Origin of the sequence: Planktothrix serta PCC 8927 (assembly GCF_900010725.2) — a bacterium.
In the GTDB taxonomy this organism is placed as follows: domain Bacteria; phylum Cyanobacteriota; class Cyanobacteriia; order Cyanobacteriales; family Microcoleaceae; genus Planktothrix; species Planktothrix serta.
In genome coordinates this window covers 1-21936 of the sequence record NZ_LR734835.1, presented here as the reverse complement: position 1 = coordinate 21936, position 21936 = coordinate 1, and the positions used below count along the sequence as shown (strand labels likewise).

The window sequence follows — 21936 nt, the reverse complement described above, 5'->3', positions numbered from 1 at the left end:
TATTTTTATGTATAATATTGAATGAAACAGAGCTTTTTTGATATTAAAGCTTACACACAATATTTTTCCCTTGTTTTTTAGCTTTATATAAAGCTTGATCTGCTTTTTGAATTAATATCTGTTGTTCTTCATCCATAGGGGGAATTAAACTACTGACCCCCAAGCTCAGGGTAATTACACCCTTTCCTGGGGATGCTTGATGGGTTAATTGCAAATTAAAAACCGCTTGTCGAATGTGTTCAGCAACTTGTAATGCTCCAGGTAGGGAGGTATTAGGAAGAATGACAGCAAATTCTTCTCCTCCATAACGAGCAACTACATCCGCAGGACGTTTGAGAGTTTGATGAATGGTTTGGGCAACTTGTCTTAAACAATCATCCCCGGCTAAATGACCATAAGTATCATTATATAATTTGAAATAATCAATATCCGCTAAAATTAGGGATAAAGGGAGCTTTTCGCGTCGTAATCGCAGCCATTCTTGTTCTAAAACCCGATCAAACCTGCGGCGATTTGCAACTTGTGTTAATCCGTCTAAATTAGCCAGATGTTCTAATTCTTGATTAACTTGATGCAGTTGTTGATACAGTTGAGATTGTCCAATTGCGATCGCTAATTGATCCGTGACCACTACGGCTAATTCTACGTCAGTTTCTGACCAGGGAACAGAGTGATGTCTAACAATACTTAAACTTCCCCAAACTTCCCCATCGGAATAAACCGGAATCTGCAACCAAATTCTCGGATATTGTTCAACTAAGTCTTGATTAAATTCATCGAGGATTTCTTGAGGATTTTCGACACAAAAAGTTTGTAATAATTTCAGACGTTCTGTTAATAAATAACGGGGACTTGAGAGTTTAGCATTAACTAATTTGGCGAGATCAGAATTGGGAAAATATTCAACAATAGGCTGCCAACTACGGTGTTGAGAGAAATGTTGAACAATTGCTACCCAATCTGCTTGTAAGAGTTGACCAATTTCGGTGACAGCCGTAGAAAATACAGTAGAAATTTCCAGAGAATTGCGAATTGACCGAATCACTCGATTTAAGGCCTGTTCCCGTTGATATTGCACCCGTAATGCTTCTTGAGCTTGCTCCCGTTCTAAAATTTCAAGCTGGAGTTGTTTTTTGTGCCATTGAATGGTGAGTTGATTTTTCACCCGTGCTAACACTTCTTCTACTTGAAAGGGTTTTGTAATATAGTCAGAACCACCAACAGTAAAGGCTTTGACTTTATCTAATCCATCACTTAATGCACTGAGGAAGATAATCGGAATATCTTGAGTATTAACATCCAATTTTAAACGTTTGCAGACTTCATAACCCGATAAATCGGGCATAAGAATATCTAACAAAATTAAGTCAGGAGGACTCTTTTGAATCGTCTCCAGAGCCTCATAACCATTACTAACGGCTCGAACTTTATAGCCGTTTTCTCGGAGCAGATTAACTAAGAGCCTTAAGTTTGCCAGTGTATCATCAATAACTAGCAAATCCGCCCTAGATCCAGAATTGGGAGAGACATACATTCGCGCTGAGTCAGTTAATAAAATAAGCCACAGATTAAACTATCCTTTAAAATGGATATATTCTTTCAATTGAACGGATTGATCTTGAATCTGATCAGGATTTTTTTCCAAAAACCCCTATTGAGACGAAATTATTTATACTTTCCTCTCAGGGATTTAAACCTGTAATTCAGACCAAAACTGAACCTTTCCCTCTGCTAAGATTTGATCGTATTCAATGGAACCCACTAAACTCCCCTAATTTGAGATTACTTACTATTATACTCAGATCAGGCTTCTATCTTATCTATTGAGAATAGAAGTCAACGCGATCATCATCAAAGGTAGGACTAGAGGAACGTTTTTCACTAGATATGCTAAATTAAAACCAGAAGGCTGTAAATAAAAACTTTAGGAGAAAACAAAAGTTTGAAGTTCTTAATTATTTTTCATACTCTTAAGCAGAACAATGTTGATATTATTGAGAAAAAAACAACTTTCGTCAACGTTCTGTTCTGTAAATCAACTTTTTTTAAAGTTTTAATCTCAATTTAAGGTTGAGGATATGGCTCCTATGTACCGATTCAAATTACAGAAACAACGATTGTTTTGGATCATCTTATTTTGCTGTTCCTTGTTAATTTTCCCGATCTTGACTCAGGCTTTAACTGTTCAAGAAGTTCCTAACCCTAGACATCAAAATGGGGGATGGGTAACTGATATGGCAAATATTTTGCGTCCAGAAACAGAAGCCAAACTCAATCAAATGATTGCTGAATTAGAGGCAAAAAATGGCACAGAAATTGCAGTTGTTACGGTTCCGACAACGCAACCTTCCCCCACACCCAAGGATTTTACCACTCAACTGTTTAATACCTGGAAAATTGGCAAAACAGGACAGAATAATGGGGTTTTATTTTTAAATTCCGTCGAAGATCGTCGGGTTGAAATTGAAACGGGTTATGGGGTAGAAGGAGCCTTACCCGATGCTCGCGTCGGACGAATTATTCAAACTCGAATTATTCCCTATTTTAAACAAAAAGATTGGGATGGAGGCACCTTAGCGGGAACAGAAGCTCTGATTTCAATCTTAGCCCAAGAAATTTATCCTCCAGGGGTTTCCTTGGGACAAAAAATTTCTAATTTTACCTTGTTTTTAGTGCTATCATCGGGTTTATTGTCCTATAGATTTTATCAAACAGCCAAACGTCAAGCTAAACAACCTGCTTTTATTCAACTGGGCACTTATTCTCGGATTAAAAATATTGATCCTACTAATGCTGGAGTAAAAAAATCGATCCATATTGGCGCGTTTGCTACCTTATTTGCCATCAATAGTATAGCTTTATCAATTCTTGTTCAAACCTATCCGGGTTGGCTTTGGGTCGGTGGAGTACCGATCATTTATATGATTTACTTGTGTACTTTACTAGGACGCCAATCCTGGGTTCCCTTAAATCAAAATAATCGGTTGGGGAGATTATTTATACTGGTCAGTGGGTTAATTTTATTCGGTATTGTGAGTTATTTTCCTTGGGTTTACTGGAATTCTCCCCAAGTTTCTGTTATTTTAGTCACGATTTTACTGTTATATTTATTATCCCTTTTTGCTAATTGGCAAAATCCTCAAAATAAAGCCGTCACCTCAACAACATTTTTCTTCTTGGTCTGTGGAGTAGTCTGGATTTTTTGGGTTGTATTTCTGGCTGCATTTTTAAATGAATTCTTAGGCTATATTTGGGATTTTATTGGATATCTCGATAAAAATACGCGAGCATTAATCGTGTCGGGAATTCTCAGTTTGATCGGGAGTGGATATATTGCGAATTCACTGTATAAACGCTTTTGTATACAAGGAAATCGACAAAGTTCTATTCGTCCTTTTTATGAGGAAACTTCTCAACACCGAATGCAGATTTTAGAACCGGATCAAGTATTATCGATTTTAACAGATCATGAAAAAGTAGCTCAGGAGTTAGGAAGTGTTGAATTTGAAGGCTGGTGGTGTCCTGATGTGACATCCGTTATTAGTCGAGATACTATCTATTTACGAGCTTATGTTTTAAATGATTCTGAATTTTTTAATTGTCCCCAGGGTAACGAATTAACAGTTACTCGCACCTCACAAATCACTAGACAAGCTACAACCTATCACAGTGGAATTCGGTTAATTACCTCCACTTGTCAATGTTGTAATTATCAAAATCAAACAGAACAAATTATCCCCCAAGAAAGTAGTAGTAGCAGTTCCGGTGGGGGAGGAAGTTCTAGTAGTAGTGGAGGGGGTGATTTTGGAGGCGGTAGCAGTGGAGGTGGAGGCGCCGGAGGAGATTATTAACAGTTGAGGGTTAAGGGTTTACTGTCATCAAATGGGTTCAAAAAGGGGATTGAATTTTTAAAGCCGGAGATCATTGGACTTGACGAAAACTGATTTGTTGGTTTTTCTAGCTCAGGCTATGCTATAATTAATATCATAAGCACCTCGTACAGTTGATAGTTAATCTGCTTTTCAAACGATTGATTAGTGTTACTAATCAATTTTAGTCAAATTCAAAAAGCCATTCTCTTTATACCCGCTTAAAAATGAGCGCAGACTTAATCTATGAATTCTTTTTAAATGGGGTGCAAACGGATAGCCCAGCAGCCGTTTTGGATTCCTTTGAACAATTATTTTTTTACCTCCTGTGTCCCCATCAGCCGGAGGTTCAAATTGCCTTAGAAGATATTTTGAGTTCTGAAGAAGGAGAACCCCATTTTAACGGGGTACTGAAGCGATGTTGCTATATCCTGATTAATAATTGGCTGATTAAACGTCAATACAACTTTATTAAGAAACTCATAGATAAACTATCGGAATCTCCCGATATTAATCAAACCTGCTTATCCATTCAAGAAAGCAGACTCTTATTCTGGTTAAAGAATTTTTTAGAGAGTGAAGATTATCAAGAAATACTACGCTGTGCCAACTTAGAACGCAGCACTTGGAGCAGTCGTTATCAATCCTATTTATTAGTTCCCCAATATCTCAATCCTCGCAATTCTAGGGAACAAAAAGAAGTCGCTCGAAATCTAGCCAAACAGCTTAAGGACAAATACAAATTTGATTTAGCAATGTATATCGCGCGGATGGGATCTTCAACGGGTCAAGAGCGGATGCTAAAAAACCCAACCCAACTGGGGGATGAAGTTGTAAGTTTAATTAAACAAACGATTTCTACACAGCGCGTCTTTAACTATGGAACTCAAGCCAATTTATTTTTGCAAAATACCCAGAATTTTACTTATGAACAATTTAAACAGTGTTTACCTCAATATTTGATGTTTAATATCAGTCAGCAATATCCCGCCAATATTCTCCGAGAAAGAATAGAAGAAAAGCTGGAATCTCTGTACTGTATTGATCATGATAAAATCATTAATAAAGCGTTAATTAGTAGAACCTGTAATCGCCTAATTGAATATTTACTGATTGAAAAGGGGAAACCCCCATCATTTTTATTTAATTTAATGATTCGGCAGGGAAGTCAACTAACCTTAGTTATTTTGCTGCTAAAATTAGTTTTAATGGGGAATTCTTGTCGAAGCTATCTGGAGATTTGTATTGCTAATTTAATTCAATTTTATCAAGACCATGCCGAGGCCAGATGTCAAGGCGTAATTCAATTTTTAGAAATTTTTAATTTAGTATTCACCTTATTTACAGAAAATGTACAATATTTTTTAGTAAAAACAAAAGATTGTCCACCCGGAACTCAATCCGAAACCGAATTAGACACCTATCGCCTATTTTGTCAATTCAAAGGCCCCGATTTACGCACCACTAATTTAAAAGAAGTGCAGTCAAAAGGAAAAGATTTGCGGGGTGCAGATTTACGCGATATGAATTTAAAATCTGTTGAATTGATTCAAGTAGATTTAAGCCTAGCTAAACTCAGTGGCGCCGATTTAAGTCAAGGAAATTTTACAGAAACTAAATTCTTTATCTCTAATCTTAATTATACTAATTTGACCGAGGCAAATTTAACGAAAACAGATTTTCGACGAGCGGAATTAAAACACGCTAATTTAACAGGTACAAATTTAAAACAAGCCAACTTTAACCGTGCTGATTTAAAAGGCGCTATTATTACCCATGCTAATTTACAAGAAGCAGATTTAGAAAATAGTGATTTAAGCGAAGTCAATTTATCCTCATCCCAACTTCAACTCGCTAATTTAAGCGGAGCTAATTTAAAAGGAGCTAATTTAAAAGGAGCTAATTTAACCAATGTTAACTTAAGCAGAGCCAATCTTCAAGGCGCAAATCTTCAAGGAGTTGATTTACGGGGAGCTAATTTAACCGCCGCCAATTTGGAAAATGTTAATTTAAAGGATGCCATTTTAGAGCGTGCTGTGTTCAGCCAAGCCAACCTAAAATCAACGAATTTAACAAAAGCTAATCTCACGGGTGCAACAATCAATCAAGCCGATTTAAGTCAATCTATTTTAGCTTATGCACAACTTCGAGATACAAATTTATCTCAAAGTAATCTCCGTCATGCAGACTTAACAAAAGTGGATTTAACCCGTGCTAATTTAATGCAGGTTGATTTTAGTTATGCGTCTTTAAGAGATGCAATTGTCCGTCATACAAATCTAAAAGATGCAATTTTATTAGCAACGGATTTACGCGGAGCAAATTTATTCCTTAGTGGGATTGCTGAAGCACAAATTAGCGGAGTTAAATTAGGAAATAACGCGGGTTTATCCGATAAAACTCGAATTTTCTTAGATGGTGCAGAAATCAATTAAAAGTAGTGAGTCCTTCAGGACTCTCTTAATATACACCTCATCCCAACACCGGACGCCAAATTTTAATTGTTCCATCTTGACTCCCACTAACAATAGTTTGATTATCGGGACTAATCGCAACCGAATAAACAATCCCCGTATGTCCGGTTAATGTACAAATTTCTTCCCCCGTTTCTATTTCCCACAATTTAATCGTTTGGTCTTCACTTCCACTGACTAATATTTTATTATCTGAAGTAATCGCAACAGAATAAACACCGCCTGAATGTTCTTCTAAGCTTCTGATTAAATTTCCAGTTGCAGGTTGCCAAATTTTAATCGTATTATCCCCACTTCCACTCGCTAGTATTTGAGTATCCGAACTAAAAGCAAGAGATAAAAATCGATAATCAATTCCAGGGACTTTAAGCTCACGAATTGTTTCTCCGGTGTTCATGTGAGCAATAATAATACTACCTTGCGGATTTTCATAGGCCAGAAAAGGGCTACTAAATGCAAAAGTAATTGCGTTAATTATTACTCCTATATTGGAAACACTATGTGATGAAGTATAAGCATATTTATCAGTATCTATATTCTTGACAAGAACACGAGCATAGGAAGATGATTTTCCATAACTATGATTCATCCCAATAATATTTTTATGAGGGTGAATAGCCACAGACTCAACTTTAGACTCACTTGTTACTAATACAGATATTTCTTCACCCGCCTCTAAATTCCACAGTCTCACGGTTTTATCATAACTTCCACTAACAATTGTTTGACCATCAGAACTAATTGCAATTGCTAAAACTTCTCCTGAATGTCCTGTTAACGTTTTTTCTAATTCTCCTGTTTTCAAATTCCAAATTTTAATTGTTTCATCCTCGCTACAACTCACAATATTCTGACCATCAGGAGTAATAGCAACCCCATAAATGACCCAAGTATGAGCAATAATTGTTTTAACACATTCCCATTTTTGAGCTTGATTTGTCAACTGTGGAACAAGCGTCTCGCTTGTTGATATCCCTAAATTATTACTTGCTAATATCCCTAAATTATTAATTTCTACTATTTCCCCAGAATTAGATAATTGATTGTTTAAATCTGTTAAAATATCCCTAGCAGACTGATAACGTCGTTTAATCGCACTTTCTATCATTTTATCCAAAATCAACCCAAATCCCTCACTCACGGGATGTTTTAAATGCTCTCGCCAGACCCAAATTCCCTCCTCATCATCAAATAAATTAATCGGTTCCACTTGCGTTAATAAATGCAAACAAGTCACCCCTAAACTATAAATATCACTCGCAAAAATACCCTTTCCCTTCGCTTGTTCCGGCGCAATATAATCAGAAGTACCGATAATTGTTCCCGTAACAGTAAATGCGGTTTTTTGGGTAAATTTCGCCGAACCAAAATCAACTAAAACAAATTGACCATTCAGACAACGAATAATATTAGCGGGTTTAATATCCCGGTGAATCACATTTTTAGTATGAATAAACTCTAATATCGGAAGTAAACAGATTAACAAAGATTGAATCTGATTTTCCTTAAAAGCTCCTTCCTGAGTGAGAATTTTAGCTAAATTTTCCCCTTCTATAAATTCTTGGATTAAATATTGTTGTTGTTCAATCGTAATATAAGCCAAAAGTTCAGGAATATGAGGATGTTTCCCTAATTCATCTAAACGAATTGCTTCTTGTGCAAATAATTCCGATGCTTTTTGTATCGCTTCAATATCTTGAGACTGGGGAAAAAATTGCTTGATCACACAGCGAGGTTTAGAGGGTTTATCCTCATCAATGGCTAAAAAGGTTTTACCAAATCCCCCTTGTCCGATAATATCAATAGCTCGATATCGGTCTTTTAATCGTAGTTGAGTCCCACAACATAAACAAAATTGACCCTGATCAGAATTATAGGGTTTAGCACAATTAGAATTTAAACAATAAGTCATAGAAAAATGCGATCGCATCTATTCTATTAATAATATCAGATATTAATCTCAAAAAAAAATTAACCCGTAGTGAGTCCTTCAGGACTCTCTTCTCTTCTAACACTCTCAAACACAACAACGGGTTTAGACGCGCCGTAGCGCGCATCAGTGTCAACAATCGCGCTAAAAGCCTTGAAATCAATTTCAGGCTAAAAGCTCAAACCCGTTAAAACGGGTTAAGAAACACAAGTCTTGAGTCATCTTTAGATGCCGATCGCTCTTAGCCGGAAATTTATTTCAGGGCTAACGTGGGTTAAGCTGACACTAATGCGTAGCGCGTCTCTACGGTAGGATTAAATGAGTTTAACCGCACGCAGGGTAAACATAATTCCGGCGGCTGCGACTATAGCACCCGCATAGATGATAACGTAAGCGATCGCGCCATCCACTGTAAGCATTACACAACTCCATAAACATTACTCTCCATTGAATCATGAGTGATCCGTCCGTGATCATCCGTAATGGGTAAAAAATAGAATACAATTTTTAAGGGTGAGTTAATGAGGGGAAGAATATGGAGTCGATGATTCGGGTTAATTTAGGTTCATTATCCTATAATATTGCCATCGGTGCAGGACACTTAGATCGATTAGGGGAATTGATCACCCCCTTAAAATTAGGGAAAAAAATATTATTAGTTTCTAACCCAGAAATCTTTAATTATTATGGAGAAAGAACTCGCATTTCCTTAGAACAAGCGGGGTTTGATGTGGCGATTTGTACCCTTCCAGCAGGTGAAGAATACAAAACCCCCGAAACCCTACAAATGATTTATGATGCCGCTTTAAAATACCGACTAGAACGTTCCTCTACAATGGTAGCGTTAGGAGGAGGAATTATTGGAGATATGACTGGATTTGCTGCGGCGACGTGGTTACGGGGGATTAATGTAGTTCAGGTTCCGACTTCTTTATTAGCAATGGTAGATGCGTCTATTGGGGGGAAAACAGGCGTTAATCATCCCCAAGGAAAAAACTTAATTGGGGCGTTTCATCAACCCAAATTAGTATTAATTGATCCTGATGTTTTACAAACCCTTCCTGAACGAGAATTTAGAGCCGGAATAGCAGAAGTGATTAAATATGGTGTAATTTGGGATCAGGAATTATTTGTTAAACTCGAACAATCCCAAGGATTAGATAATATTCAAGCTTTAGACTCTGGATTATTACAAGAAATTTTAACCCGTTCTTGTCAAAGTAAAGCCGATGTTGTTAGTCAAGATGAAAAAGAATCGGGGTTAAGAGCAATTTTAAATTATGGTCATACTATTGGTCATGCGGTCGAAAGTTTAACTGGGTATACCGTTGTAATTCATGGAGAAGCCGTCGGAATTGGGATGGTAGCCGCGAGTCAAATTGCTGTTAAATTAGGATTATGGGATGAAGATAGCGATCGACGTCAGTTTGCTATTATTGAAAAGGCGGGATTACCGACCCAACTCCCCCCCGGATTAAATATTAATGATATTTTGGATAGTCTACAAACCGATAAAAAAGTTAAGGCTGGAAAAGTGCGATTTGTATTACCGACTCGCATCGGAGAAGCCATCGTTACAGATCAAGTCACTTCTGATATCATTCGTCAAGTATTAGAAAGCTCTCCCGTTCGTTGTTTGGCTTAAAGCTGGAAAAATTCATATCTTTGTCATCAGATTGACACATTAACTTCATATCCTGACGATAATCTGTGAATCATAAGCAAGTTAACTCCTCACACTAAAATCACGTTTCGTTCCTCACCCACTGGCTGATTACCAGTGGTTTTTTTTTGGCAAGATTTTTGTCATACTAAACTGGAAAACATTGCACTCAATATTGGCTAACTCACCCATGAGAAAATGGACGCCTATTCTGCTGTTAACCCTGTATTTATTAGGGGTGGGAGTAACCGTTGGACTCAAAAATCAAGATTGGATTGTGGCCCAAGGGATGTCATTATGGAGCCAAATACCTTCTCCTCCCGAATTTGAGCGGGTTATCGCTGAAACCGTCTTTCCCTCTCCCTCCCCATCTCCAAACATCAAACTGGTGGTGGCTGAGGAACCACAGCCAAAAGCGACCCAACCGCAACCGGAAACGGTGGCGAATGTGAATAATGTTCCTGTCCCTGGAACCTGTGGGTTACAACCTGATCCGAACCCGACCGCGAGGGGGACAGTTGGGCCACCTGTGAATCCAGTTACGTTATATCGGTTTCGGCGGCCAACGGATGCACAAACGGCCAATCTTCAAGGCGGGTTGGGTTATACTCCCAATGAATATCAAGCCTTAGCAAATCCGACGAATTACGGACAACGATTTCTTTATGATATTAATAGAAAACCTGTGAATAATGCGCCGATTGTGGTGTTACATGAAACGGTATCGGATGTTTATAGTGCGGTAAATTTTTTCCAAGCCGCCCAAAATTCTGAGGATAATCAAGCAAGTTATCATACTTTAATTATGTTAACTGGGGATATTGTTTATATTGTTCCCCCAGATTTAAGAGCCTTTGGTGCAGGAAATTCTGTATTTGCTACTTCAACGGGAACAGAAACCGTAAAAACCCATCCTCAACGTCCTCCTTCTGTGAATAATTTTGCTTATCATGTTTCTTTAGAAACTCCTGCGGATGGTCGTAATAATGCTGATTCTCACAGTGGTTATACGGCTGCACAATATCAATCTTTAGCGTGGTTAGTAGCAAAAACAGGAGTTCCTGATTATCGAATTACAACTCATGCGGCGGTAGATCGTTCAGGAGAAAGGCGAGATCCCAGAAGTTTTGATTCTCAACTATTTCTTCAATATTTACAATCCTATCCCCGAACTCAAGAAATTATGATTAGTTGTCAATCGGCTTATCTGAATTAAAATAGTTAGAGTAGGGAACAGCTAATATTGACACAAGAAAAGCCTTGAAATAAATTTCAGGCTTCGGAGCTAAAACCCGTTAAAACGGGTTAATGAAGAATGATCTTAGGAATGAAAAACCAATAAGGTGACTAATTGAGCAATCGTTTACAGTGGATCAAGGTTTCCAGGGTTTAGTTGTGCAAGTTATTTATTTTTAATTCCTTAATTATTAGTCATCTTTAGATGACTTAAGCTTTTAGCCCGAACTTTAGTTCAGGGCTTTAATTTGACACTAATTTCTATTAATATCACAATGCAATTTTAACTTGGTGAGGACTACCCCAAATCACCGTTTCCTGTTTATAAATCACCATCCCTGGTTTAGCCCCTTTAGGTTTATAAACGTGCTTAGGTTTGGTATAAATAACAGGAACTTGTTCACTTTGTCTAGCTCGACTATAATAAGCCGTTAAATTAGCTGTAAATTGTAAATCAATATCATCAGCAACCTGTCCCGCACTTAACCGTAATAAGACATGACTACCGGGGATTTCTTGACTATGAAACCATAAATCATAATCCGTTGCAACTTTAAAGGTTAATTGATCATTTTGACGATTATTTCTGCCAATTAACACCTCAAAATTATTCGGAGTTTGATAGCGATAGAATTCTATGGATGAGGGAGAATTAGAACTACGATAATCAGGAATATTAATATAACCTTGTTGAATTAATTCCTCTCGAATTTCGGCTAAGGTTTGTAAATCTTCGGCCGTTTTGTAGGTTTCAACTAAACTAATCGCTGACTCAACTTGCTCTAAATAGTTAATTTCAGTTTTAACATCATTTAACAGGGGTTCAACGGCTATTCTAGCTCGTTTTAACTTTTGATGTCGTTTGTATAAGTTTTGAGCGTTCCAGACGGCATTATTCTCTGGATTTAGGGCAATTTTAACAGGTTCTCCCGTCTCAAAATCCGGTAATAAAATCTCCTTCATACCCGGTTTCCATTCGTGCAGAAATGCCATTAATAAATCGGCTTTTGCCCGATATTCATCCGCTTCATCAGATTGTTGTAACCGTTGAATAAATTGATCCGCTTTAACTCGTAATTTCGTTAAAACGTTATTAATTTTTTGACTAACTTGATGCCGGAGTTGCTGAAATTCCTGTTGATTTAATTGATTTGTATAATAGGTATTGAGTAAAATTTGAATAGATTTAACCTCAGAAAGAGTTTCTGAATTCCAAGGAATAATATCATAGCCTTTTGCGGTATAATAAGGACAAAAATCCTGTTCTTCTAAAGCTTTTAACCAAGTTTGCCAACTTTGAAATAACCGATGCCAGTCTTCTATCGTTAAACTATTAGTGGGTTGAGTTGGATCTAAATCAGCAGATTGAATCATCGACAACACTAACCCAGAACTTAAACCCCGATAGTTTTTTAATAGTTGTTGTTTTAAAGCACTGGGAATTAAACTTACCCGCTCTTGCCAACGAGATTGAGCTTCATTTAAACTGGGAATGGGCTCGGTTAATTTAGGAGGCAATTCATAGGGTTGACCCGTTAAAATTGGTCGCACACTGGATTGTTTTATATTGACCTGATGGGCAGCCGTAACAATATTATTGTCCGATCCAGTTAAAATAACGTTACTATATTTTCCCATAATTTCTACATACAAATGCCAGAGGGGTTCATCCCCTGGTCGCCGGGAAAATTGCAGATCTAAAATTCGTTCCCAAGGGTCAACTTGCTGAATTTCAACTAATGCTAATCCCCCTAATTGATGACGCAGTTGATCGCTAAAAGTAAACGTATCAGGAAGACGAGGAGGAGGATCACCGATACAAATTCTAGCGGCTTGGGGATGCCAAGAAATATCTAACCAGCCCCGACGTTTTAGGGTGCGTAACCCCAAAGAAATCGTAAAGCGATCGCGTTGATACACCTGTTCTAACCGCGCCGGAATCCAGTCTTGACGCAGTTCACAACAGCTTGCGATTAATGTCGTTAAATCAACAGATTGCATAATATTTGCCTGATCACCTTACCCATGTACTATTGTCTCATTATTTTTTGCTCATACCCCACCTAACTTCCCAGGATAACGTTTTTTTAAATTATACTGGTTTTAAATTTTTAAATTATTCTTCGCCAATCTGTACACCCTTGTATTCCGTTACTTCCTTTTGAGTAAATTTCCATGAAAAACCTGCTGACTCGTTTAGATCTGTCTTACCTTTATGTGTTTTTGGGAGAAGCAACTCTAGGTTTAACCTTTGTTTTTTATATCCTTCTAGCGCGTGTTTTAGGGCCAGAACAGTATGGGATTTTTACATCAGCTTCTGCATTAGGGGCAATTTTAGCCTTATTAATTCAGTTTGGTTTACCCATTCTTTTGAACCGAGAAGTTTCGGCTAACCCGGAAGTAGGCTCAAAATTAACATCCCGGTTTATTATCTTAGAATTGCTAACCTCTATCCCGGTTTTTGTCCTCTTATTTCCCATTGCAATATTGATGGGATACAACGAGGGAAACACTCTAATTATTTGTTACATTGTGGTGTTTTCAGAAATTTGTCGCGCCATGAAAATGACCCTACGGGGAACGTTAAAAGGCATGGGATGGTTTAGAACAGAAACGGTGTCTGTTGCCTTGGAACGTGCCGCTACAGTTCTGATTTCTTTGGGGGTATTATATGCCACAAAAAGTTTGATTTTGGTGGTAATTAGTATTGTTGTTGTCCGGCTTTTAGATATTTTAATTTTAATGTATTATCTCAATCGTAAACTTCCGGTTTGGTCGCCTTTTACCATCAGAGATTGTTGGGATTCATTACGCATGGCTTACCCCTTTGCTTTATCGGGGGTTTTATGGATTTTATATTATCAAGTTGATTTAGTCATGTTGCAAGCCATCGGAGTAACAGTTGAAGCCGGATATTATAGTGCAGCCTATAAAGTTATGGAGATGTTTTTTGCCTTACCCCGTGTGATTTTCCAAGTTGTTTTTACTCGATTTGCTAAATATCACGCCAATGATCCCAGTCGTTTACCTGAACAATTATATAAGGCAACACGCCTTTTATTAACTGGGGTTTTACCTGCGGTTATTCTAGCTGGATTCTTACAACAAATTTTACTCCCCTTAATTTATGGTCAAGAATTTCTGCGCTCAGTTTATTCCTTAGCGATTTTGTTACCGAGTTTAGGAATTAGTATGTTTGGCAACTTAGCTCAACGGTTTTTACAAGCAACGGGACAAGAAAAAAGCTTACCTAATATTTTATTTTGGACAGCATCAGGTAATGTAATTATTAATTGGTTTTTAATTCCCCGTTTCGGAGGGCCAGGGGCTGCGATCGCAACTTTAATCAGTGAAATTGCCTTGTGTTTATTAGGATTACAAATTATGATTGGCACTGGATATCCTCATATTGGCAAACAAATGCGGGCGATCGCTTTACTAAGTTTATTCGCAGCCGCTTGTCCTTCTTTTATCATTTATGGCTTAAATCCTGCCATCGGAATTGCTTTAATCATGGGTTCATTGTTAGCTATTCTCTATTTGTTCCAACGTCGTCGTTTTCTGGGTGAAGCTAATTCTTAAGCCTAAAATTTATGGTTCGTAGTCAAAACTAAAATTGAGGCTACGAACCATAAATTTTTAAGTTATTTAACGAAATAACGTTAAGTTTTGATTAAATTTTTCACTTCATTATGACATGGCTTTAGAATTTTAAAATTAATGTTCTTAAAGGAGAACAGCGATGCCTTACGTTATTACAGAAACTTGTATTAAATGCAAATACACAGATTGCGTTGAAGTTTGCCCTGTAGACTGTTTTTATGAAGGTGAAAATATGCTCGTCATCAATCCTGACGAGTGTATTGATTGTGGGGTGTGCGAACCTGAATGTCCGGCTGAAGCCATTTTTCCTGATGTAACGGAAGAGGGAGGACGTTGGATAGAATTGAACCGGGAGTATGCTCAAATCTGGCCTAATATTACTCGCAAGAAACCCTCACCCCCAGACGTAGATCAATATAAAGACGAAGACGATAAGTTCAATAAATATTTTAGTCCTAATGCGGGTGGCTCATAAGTTTTTAGGAAATATTAACAGTTTGCTGAACGTAAATTAAACCTCCATACCCCCTCTTTTTAAAACAGAAGGGGTATAATTATTTTAAATACCTATATAAGCTGTCCCGACTACGAACTTTTAGACTTTAAATAAAATTGAAATCGCTGCTGCATTTGTTCAATTGAAAGCTTTTGTGTCCAATATTCCACTAACGCATGACCAAACGCCCAAGCATTTTTTTCCGGGGGATTAGGATTTTCTAAGAGTAACGGCCAAAGAGCCAATAAATCAAAATTAACCGGATCAGATTCTCCTGAATTTAATAACATAAACAAGTCATAAGCCATCTGCAATTTACCAATCACAACGGGTAATTGTTCAACGGGAATTTGTTCTGCGAGTAATAAAGCCAAGGTAGGAGAACCTGTTGTTAATGTGGAAATAAATCTCAAAATCGGACTTTTTAATAACGCCGCTAATCCTTGAGTTGTTGCCATTTGAAAGGTATAATGATCAATAATTTTAGCCGTTGCTAAAATCCGAGCTTCTCGATTTTGTAAAAACCGGGCTAAACGCAATTGTTTGGCGGGATTAATCGTTTCTAAAAGAGCAATAGATAAGACATCAATTCCCCAAGCTTGGCGCTGAATTTGACGATCTTGGGTAACAATCGGTAAAATGCGATCACAATATTCTCCTAATTGTTCAATCCGATATTGTGTGGCTTCTCGGATTGCTTTTTCTTTGGGTTTATTTCCCGATTTCCAATCATAGGGCGGTTGCCATTCTCGCATCGGACGTAAGCGATCAACTTGGGTAACAATTGTAATAATGGGTAACTCGATCCCCTGCTGTTTAATCTCTTTCAAAAAATCCCCATCCATTTGTAAAGCCGGATCAAGGGCTGGAGTTACTAATAATAATAAATCTGCGTTGGCTGCATAGTCTAAAACTTGTTCTCGCAACTCAGGACGATTCACCTGTTCATAACCCGGAGTATCCCATAAATTAAGGCTTTCTCCCGTTTCTATTTGCCACTGATAATTTTGAATTTTATCCGTACTGGGTAAGACATCCACAAGGGCTTTATCCGCTTGAAACAGGGTATTAATTAAACTACTTTTTCCCGCTCCTGTGCGTCCCACTAACAGTAAATTAACGGGTTTTTGTTTTAACGTTTCAACGGATTCAGTTTGGGTTAAAATCTCTCGGAGAGTTTGGGTTTTCGCTTGGGGAAGGGAAGGAGTTGTAACTGCAAATTCTGTTAGCGGTAAGGTATTTCCACTATAGAGAATAATTGCTTGATGACACAAATTTCTTAAGGCTGATTCTCGTAAAGATTGACCTAAATTAACTAACAATTGTTGTGTGGCTTGATTGGTGGATTTTTGAGTCGTAACTCGCGCTAAAGCAACCGTTGGATTTAATAGCCATTGCGCCCAATTCCACACTCGCCAAAGTTTACGGGCGGAGGGTTCTAATTTCTGATAAACTTGATAAGCTTCATAGCCTTGTCCAACGGTAACTTGATTCAATACCGGAGATAATTTTGCCATCCATTGATCTAAATCATCAACTGTTCCTCGCATTAATTGATAAGCTTGAGGAATATAAATGCTGAGGAGAGGATATTTTACTTCAGGATGATAAATATTAGCAGTAGTCGCCACCACATCTTGACAGCGTTTCCAAAAGATTGAACTATCTTCCCAAATTGGCGGATCATTTTGGGAGGCTTTTAAAATGTCCTGTAGGGCTATTTCTACTTGATTAATTGCCTGATTTCCAGTCGGTTGAGATATGGGTTGATCAAAAGAGGATTCTAGTTCGTGATTGACTTCAGCAACGACAGTTTCCATCTGTTTAACCAGGGGTTGAGTCCATTTCACTAATAACCAACGCCAACCCAAAAATATTAGGGTAAATACCGCCCAAATCCAATTAATTCCCCAGACATGAATGGTAACTCCCGCCGCCATTAGCAAAAAAATTACCATGATTGTGATCGGCGTGATCAATACAATCCATTGCCATTGTTTGAGTCTAATCATAATTTTCTCATGAGTTTAGATAAACGTTGAGTAGAAATCCTTAACCCTATTCAATGTCATGCACTTGACAATCACAATTGAATACTATAGTATTTTATATTATGACATATACAATCATTGATCTGTTTGCTGGTGCAGGTGGCTTGACAACAGGATTTCACCTGGCAGGATTTCAATCTCTATGTGCAATTGAAATCGATAAAAAAGCCATCGCTACCTATAAATATAACTATCCAAGCACTAAAATTCTCCAACAAGATATCCTTCAAGTTAACCCCTCTGACCTTCGTTTAGCCTTGGGTTTAACTCAGGAAAAATTAACTGTATTAGTAGGAGGGCCACCTTGCCAAGGTTTTTCCCGAAATATTCCGGCTAGTGATCGCTATTTTAACGATTCTCGTAATCAACTGTATCAAACTTTTTTGGCATTTGTACAGGAGTTTAGGCCTGTTTATGTGGTTATGGAAAATGTTCCTGAAATTCTCAATGCTTATAAAGGTATTATCAAAAATGAGATCACTGAAAAACTTGAATCTTTCGGTTATAAAGTCACCTCATCCATTTTAAATGCGGCTTACTATGGTATCCCTCAAACTCGATCTAGAGCTTTTTTTCTAGCAAGTCTCAACCGAAAGCTTGATATTCCCAAACCCACTCATCAAGGAGATATTAGAAGCGATTATCGTGCTACTCTATCTTCTAAGCAATTAAATCTTTTTGAATCTAACCTGTCTCCTATTGTAACAGTTAAAGATGCTATTGGAGACTTACCCTCTTTAAAAGATGGACAAGAATATACCCATCAAAATTATCCTGATTCTCCCCAAAATCTCTATCAAACCATCATACGTCATGAAAGTACAAAAATTGTTAATCATATTGCCCGTGCTTTAACACCCATTCAAAAGGCAAGAGTATCTGCCTTAAAAGAAGGAGAAGATGCAAGAGATTTACCGCCAGAATTAGCACCCAAAAAACACTACAGTGGTGCTTATGGAAGATTATCATGGAATAAACCTGCTAGAACGATGACTCGATGGCTTTTTCATCCCGGTTCTGGTCGATTTTTTCATCCTGAACAAAATAGAACAATTACAATACGGGAGGCTGCTAGATTACACTCCTATCCAGATACATTTCACTTTTTAGGAACCTACACAAATATGGCATCCCAAATTGGTGAATCTGTACCTCCACTTCTAGCTAAAGTCATTGCTCAATCTATTCTTCTGGATTATCATTAAAATTTTCCCGATCAATTTGTTCTTGTAAAGCTATTAAGATTGACTGAATATATCGATCTAGTTAAAATCTTTTCGTTCCAATGTTGAATAATTGCTGCTCCTAGTTGTTGAGGTAAAGATTGTTCTGTCAAATCTTGAAAACCCAGTTGAACAGCTTTTTTAATAATATCTGCTCTTTGAATAACAAACCAAAACGTATTTCCTCGCCTCATATTGTTAATTTGCAGCGATTTCAGTGACCAACCTGTTTTTGTTGTCAAATTAACAGCATCATATAGAAGTTTAGTTCGTCCTAGTGCGGGATCAGATACAGGAATATTTTTAATATAATGAAAAATAGCTTCCCAAGTATAATCTTCAATTGAACCAATAATCGGAGAAGCAACAGTAGCAAGAATTGCTTGTCTGAGCCGTTCAATTTCTTGATCATTCAGCACGAAGAGACTCCTCTACAGACAATAAAAATTCACTCATTGTTATATTTAAAGCCTTAGTAATATGGCTCAAAACTCTAATGGATGGGCTTTTTAGCCCTCGTTCTAACTGACTGATATAAGTCCTGTGCAAACCTGTCATTTCTGCCAGGTATTCTTGAGACCAACCTTTGTCTGTACGACGACGTTGGATCTCTAAGCCTAAAATTTTGTCTAATTTACTCATAAAACAATAGTAAAACTTTGAATACAAAAGTTACAGAGACTAAAGTATTCAAATAGCTCTGCTCCATCGAAAAATTACATTCATAACCCATTACAAATCGGCTAAAATGTCAACGTCGGCAAAAATTGAGTCATCCCAATGGATAATTTACCCCCAGATTCCCAGGATAACGCCTTGTGGAATCGCGTTAGCACCAATAGTTTAGTGCGATTTTTATTATTTTTTGCCTCTGGCTGGGCATTAATTCTGATTTTTAACTATTTTGAAAACATCTTTTTTACGTTTGTATTAGCTGCAATTTTAGCTTTTCTGCTCAACTATCCCGTGCGCTATTTAGAGCGATATTTGGGTCGAGGATTAGCATTAGGAATTGTTATTTTTCTCAGTTTATTTGTGGTTGTGGCTACCGGATTAGCCTTGGGAACAATGTTTTTTAATCAATTTCAACAGCTTCTCACCCTCGTTGTTGAAAATTTAACCTCAGCCGATAATCCGTTTGACCGCTTACAAGAGTTTTTAACAAATCGGAGAATTAATATTAATATCGCTCCTATAGAAGCCGAATTTAATAAATCTTTGGGTTCGATGGTAAGCATTGTGGTAGGAACTTTTTCTTCATTACCCAATGCGCTGATTTCATTTATTATCGTTTTTGTCATTGCCTTTTTTATGCTGGTTGATGGAGAAAGGCTTTGGTTTTTAGTGTTAAAATTGATTCCTTATCCCCATCGCAGTCAGTTTTCAGTGGCTCTTCAAAAAAGCTTTTTAGGTTTCTTTAGAGGTCAACTATTACTCTCCTTGTTCTTGGGAATATCTAGTTTTTTAGTTTATAGTACCTTGAGCATTCCTTTCTCTTTATCCTTGGCTATTATTGTTGGCTTTTTTGATTTTATTCCAGGGATAGGAGCAACTCTAGGGATTTTAATCATCAGTTTAATTGTTTTAATTCAAGGGGGCTGGTTTTTGACAGTACAAGTCTTGGTTGTTAGTATAATTTTACAACAAATTCAGGACAATTTTATTGCCCCTCGCATTATGCAAAGTGCAGTTAATATTAACCCTGTGGTTTTGTTTTTTGCTTTACTGGTTGGCGGAAAAATCGCTGGAATTTTAGGGGTATTTCTCTCAGTTCCTGTTGCAGGGGTAATTGTGAATTTATTAGATATTGAAGAAATGCAGTCTAAAGAAGGAAATAAAGATTCTATTGAAATAAAACCCTAACTCATAAATCTGGTTTCTTTAACAATACCTTCGGCATTTTTTGTACTGTAGAAGTAACCACAAAGACACAAAGACACGAAGGAAGTATTCAAGGGTATTGTTGAAGAAGCCGGGTTTATCAAGTTTTATGGATAAGTTCTTCCTTTCCAACTTCCCCCTTTTCCTCGCCAATATCTTAAGGCTGAATCTAAAGTCATCAACGCATATAAAAAGCCAATCAAGGGTAAAGTTAATCCCCAAACGGGAGAAAGTTGATAAAGTTTTAACGTCGGATAATAAGCAATTTCCATTAATAATCCTGTTAACGCAGCTAAAAGGATTATTAACCCCTTTCCATGCAGAATTCCCCAAATCAAACCTACAGGAAACATTAAATAAATCAAAATCATTCCAATTAAGGTTAATCCTAATAAAATAATCGAAAAATTCAGTTGACTAAATGCTGTTCTAGCGACCATATCCCAAATACTTGCTAAATTCGGATAGGGTCTTAAACTATGAGTTGTTTCTGTTAGTCCTAACCAAATCGGATAATAGGATTTAGAGGTAAAAGGAAAGATAAAACTTCCCATAGAAAACCCTTGATTTACTGGTGTTAGTAATCTCCCTTCTTCTCCCCCTTTACTAAGGGTATTCTTCACCGCTTGTGCTAAAGAACAATCATCAATTAATGCTTGTTTTAAAATTTGTAAACCACCAATACGAGTTAAGGCTTCCCTGCGAATTAAAATACATCCTCCTGCTGCGGCTGCGAGTTGACTTTGAGGATGATTAACCCAACGAAACGGATATAATTTTTGAAAGAAAAATACAAAGGCGGGAATTAATAGTTTTTCCCAGAAACTTTGACACCGTAATAACACCATTAAGGACACTAATTGTAATTGTTCGGTTTCAGCTTTTTCAACTAATTGCTTTAAATTATTAGGAGAATGTTCAATATCAGCATCGGTAAATAAAATATAATCGGGAGGGTTTATTAACTGTTGAGTATATTTAACTCCCTGTTCCATCGCCCAAAGTTTCCCTGTCCATCCCCCAGGTAACGGTTGAGAAGTGATAATATTTAATCGCTCTGTTTGATTTAATATTTTAGCCGTTTTTTCGGCAATATTTGCTGTTTTATCCTGACTTTGATCATCGACTAAAATAATAGAAAATGAACCAGGATAGTTTTGATTGAGAAGCGATCGCAAACTCATTTCAATTAATTCAGACTCATTTCTCGCTGGCACAATTATAGCAACAGAGGGATAATTTAATAACGGTTTTTGAAGTTCTGGAAGTCGTTGATCGGCTTGCCAAAATTGCCCTCGAAACATTAATAATACAATCCATATTATTAATGATAATAGTGTTAAAATTAAAACCAAATTTTCCATCTTAAACTTAAAAATATAAAAAATGATCGGGATCTAGCCTAACACTATAACAGATATAGCAATCCTAAATAGGTTGTAATATTTTATCGTAGGGGTTTGGTCTCCAAACCCTCTTTGCGCCTGGGTTTGGAGACCAAACCCCTACA

General features: G+C 37.2%; 16 protein-coding genes. 8 read left to right on the top strand and 8 right to left on the bottom strand.

Annotated features, from left to right (window positions below; genetic code table 11):
• Nucleotides 1–43: 43 nt before the first annotated feature.
• Nucleotides 44–1534, bottom strand: a complete 1491-nt coding sequence (locus tag PL8927_RS03990; RefSeq protein WP_083617862.1) for a GGDEF domain-containing response regulator — start codon at nucleotides 1532–1534, stop codon at nucleotides 44–46.
• Between the two features lie 631 nt (nucleotides 1535–2165).
• Here PL8927_RS03990 and PL8927_RS03985 point away from each other — a divergent pair.
• Together PL8927_RS03985 and PL8927_RS03980 are read left to right on the top strand one after the other, a co-directional pair.
• Nucleotides 2166–3851 carry a TPM domain-containing protein gene (locus PL8927_RS03985; protein WP_197047305.1) on the top strand — a complete coding sequence of 562 codons (1686 nt, stop codon included), beginning with the start codon at nucleotides 2166–2168 and terminating at the stop codon, nucleotides 3849–3851.
• Nucleotides 3852–4096: 245 nt separating this feature from the next.
• A complete protein-coding gene (locus tag PL8927_RS03980; protein WP_083617858.1) occupies nucleotides 4097–6304 on the top strand; it encodes a pentapeptide repeat-containing protein in 2208 nt (735 codons plus the stop codon).
• Between the two features lie 37 nt (nucleotides 6305–6341).
• Here the strand turns inward: PL8927_RS03980 and PL8927_RS03975 are convergent, their stop codons facing one another.
• Both PL8927_RS03975 and petL read right to left on the bottom strand, forming a co-directional pair.
• Nucleotides 6342–8255, bottom strand: a complete 1914-nt coding sequence (locus tag PL8927_RS03975; protein WP_083617856.1) for a serine/threonine-protein kinase — start codon at nucleotides 8253–8255, stop codon at nucleotides 6342–6344.
• A gap of 332 nt (nucleotides 8256–8587) precedes the next feature.
• Nucleotides 8588–8692: a cytochrome b6-f complex subunit PetL gene (gene petL / locus PL8927_RS27920; protein WP_197047304.1), complete on the bottom strand. Its 105-nt coding sequence runs from the start codon at nucleotides 8690–8692 to the stop codon at nucleotides 8588–8590.
• 116 nt (nucleotides 8693–8808) lie between these two features.
• Between petL and aroB the strand changes: the two genes are divergently transcribed.
• The gene (gene aroB / locus PL8927_RS03970) at nucleotides 8809–9918 is read left to right on the top strand and encodes a 3-dehydroquinate synthase (RefSeq protein ID WP_083617854.1); all 1110 of its coding nucleotides are present in this window, start codon (nucleotides 8809–8811) and stop codon (nucleotides 9916–9918) included.
• Between the two features lie 208 nt (nucleotides 9919–10126).
• Entirely contained in the window at nucleotides 10127–11152 is a 1026-nt protein-coding gene (locus tag PL8927_RS03965) for a peptidoglycan recognition protein family protein (protein WP_083617852.1), read from the top strand.
• A gap of 290 nt (nucleotides 11153–11442) precedes the next feature.
• On the opposite strand, the gene PL8927_RS03960 is transcribed toward PL8927_RS03965, so the two are convergent.
• Nucleotides 11443–13173, bottom strand: a complete 1731-nt coding sequence (locus tag PL8927_RS03960; RefSeq protein WP_083617850.1) for an Rqc2 family fibronectin-binding protein — start codon at nucleotides 13171–13173, stop codon at nucleotides 11443–11445.
• 174 nt (nucleotides 13174–13347) lie between these two features.
• Here PL8927_RS03960 and PL8927_RS03955 point away from each other — a divergent pair, with 174 nt between their 5' ends.
• Both PL8927_RS03955 and fdxA read left to right on the top strand, forming a co-directional pair.
• Nucleotides 13348–14754 (top strand): flippase, encoded by a 1407-nt coding sequence (locus PL8927_RS03955; protein WP_083617848.1) that lies wholly within the window; start codon nucleotides 13348–13350, stop codon nucleotides 14752–14754.
• Between the two features lie 160 nt (nucleotides 14755–14914).
• The gene (fdxA, locus tag PL8927_RS03950) at nucleotides 14915–15250 is read left to right on the top strand and encodes a ferredoxin FdxA (RefSeq protein WP_083617846.1); all 336 of its coding nucleotides are present in this window, start codon (nucleotides 14915–14917) and stop codon (nucleotides 15248–15250) included.
• A gap of 110 nt (nucleotides 15251–15360) precedes the next feature.
• Here the strand turns inward: fdxA and PL8927_RS03945 are convergent, their stop codons facing one another.
• Nucleotides 15361–17283, bottom strand: a complete 1923-nt coding sequence (locus PL8927_RS03945; protein ID WP_083617844.1) for a GTPase family protein — start codon at nucleotides 17281–17283, stop codon at nucleotides 15361–15363.
• Nucleotides 17284–17384: 101 nt separating this feature from the next.
• Here PL8927_RS03945 and PL8927_RS03940 point away from each other — a divergent pair, with 101 nt between their 5' ends.
• On the top strand, nucleotides 17385–18527 hold the full coding sequence (locus tag PL8927_RS03940) for a DNA cytosine methyltransferase (protein ID WP_083617842.1): 1143 nt from the start codon (nucleotides 17385–17387) through the stop codon (nucleotides 18525–18527).
• Nucleotides 18528–18538: 11 nt separating this feature from the next.
• Here PL8927_RS03940 and PL8927_RS03935 read toward each other — a convergent pair whose 3' ends face one another.
• Together PL8927_RS03935 and PL8927_RS03930 are read right to left on the bottom strand one after the other, a co-directional pair.
• Nucleotides 18539–18964: a hypothetical protein gene (locus PL8927_RS03935; protein ID WP_197047303.1), complete on the bottom strand. Its 426-nt coding sequence runs from the start codon at nucleotides 18962–18964 to the stop codon at nucleotides 18539–18541.
• On the bottom strand, nucleotides 18954–19187 hold the full coding sequence (locus PL8927_RS03930) for a helix-turn-helix domain-containing protein (RefSeq protein WP_083617840.1): 234 nt from the start codon (nucleotides 19185–19187) through the stop codon (nucleotides 18954–18956). The genes PL8927_RS03935 and PL8927_RS03930 overlap by 11 nt, the downstream gene beginning before the upstream one ends.
• A gap of 138 nt (nucleotides 19188–19325) precedes the next feature.
• On the opposite strand from PL8927_RS03930, the gene PL8927_RS03925 reads away from it, so the two are divergent.
• Entirely contained in the window at nucleotides 19326–20408 is a 1083-nt protein-coding gene (locus tag PL8927_RS03925; protein ID WP_083617838.1) for an AI-2E family transporter, read from the top strand.
• A gap of 125 nt (nucleotides 20409–20533) precedes the next feature.
• Here the strand turns inward: PL8927_RS03925 and PL8927_RS03920 are convergent, their stop codons facing one another.
• Complete coding sequence (locus tag PL8927_RS03920; protein WP_083617836.1) at nucleotides 20534–21790, bottom strand: glycosyltransferase; 1257 nt, start codon at nucleotides 21788–21790, stop codon at nucleotides 20534–20536.
• Nucleotides 21791–21936: the final 146 nt, after the last annotated feature.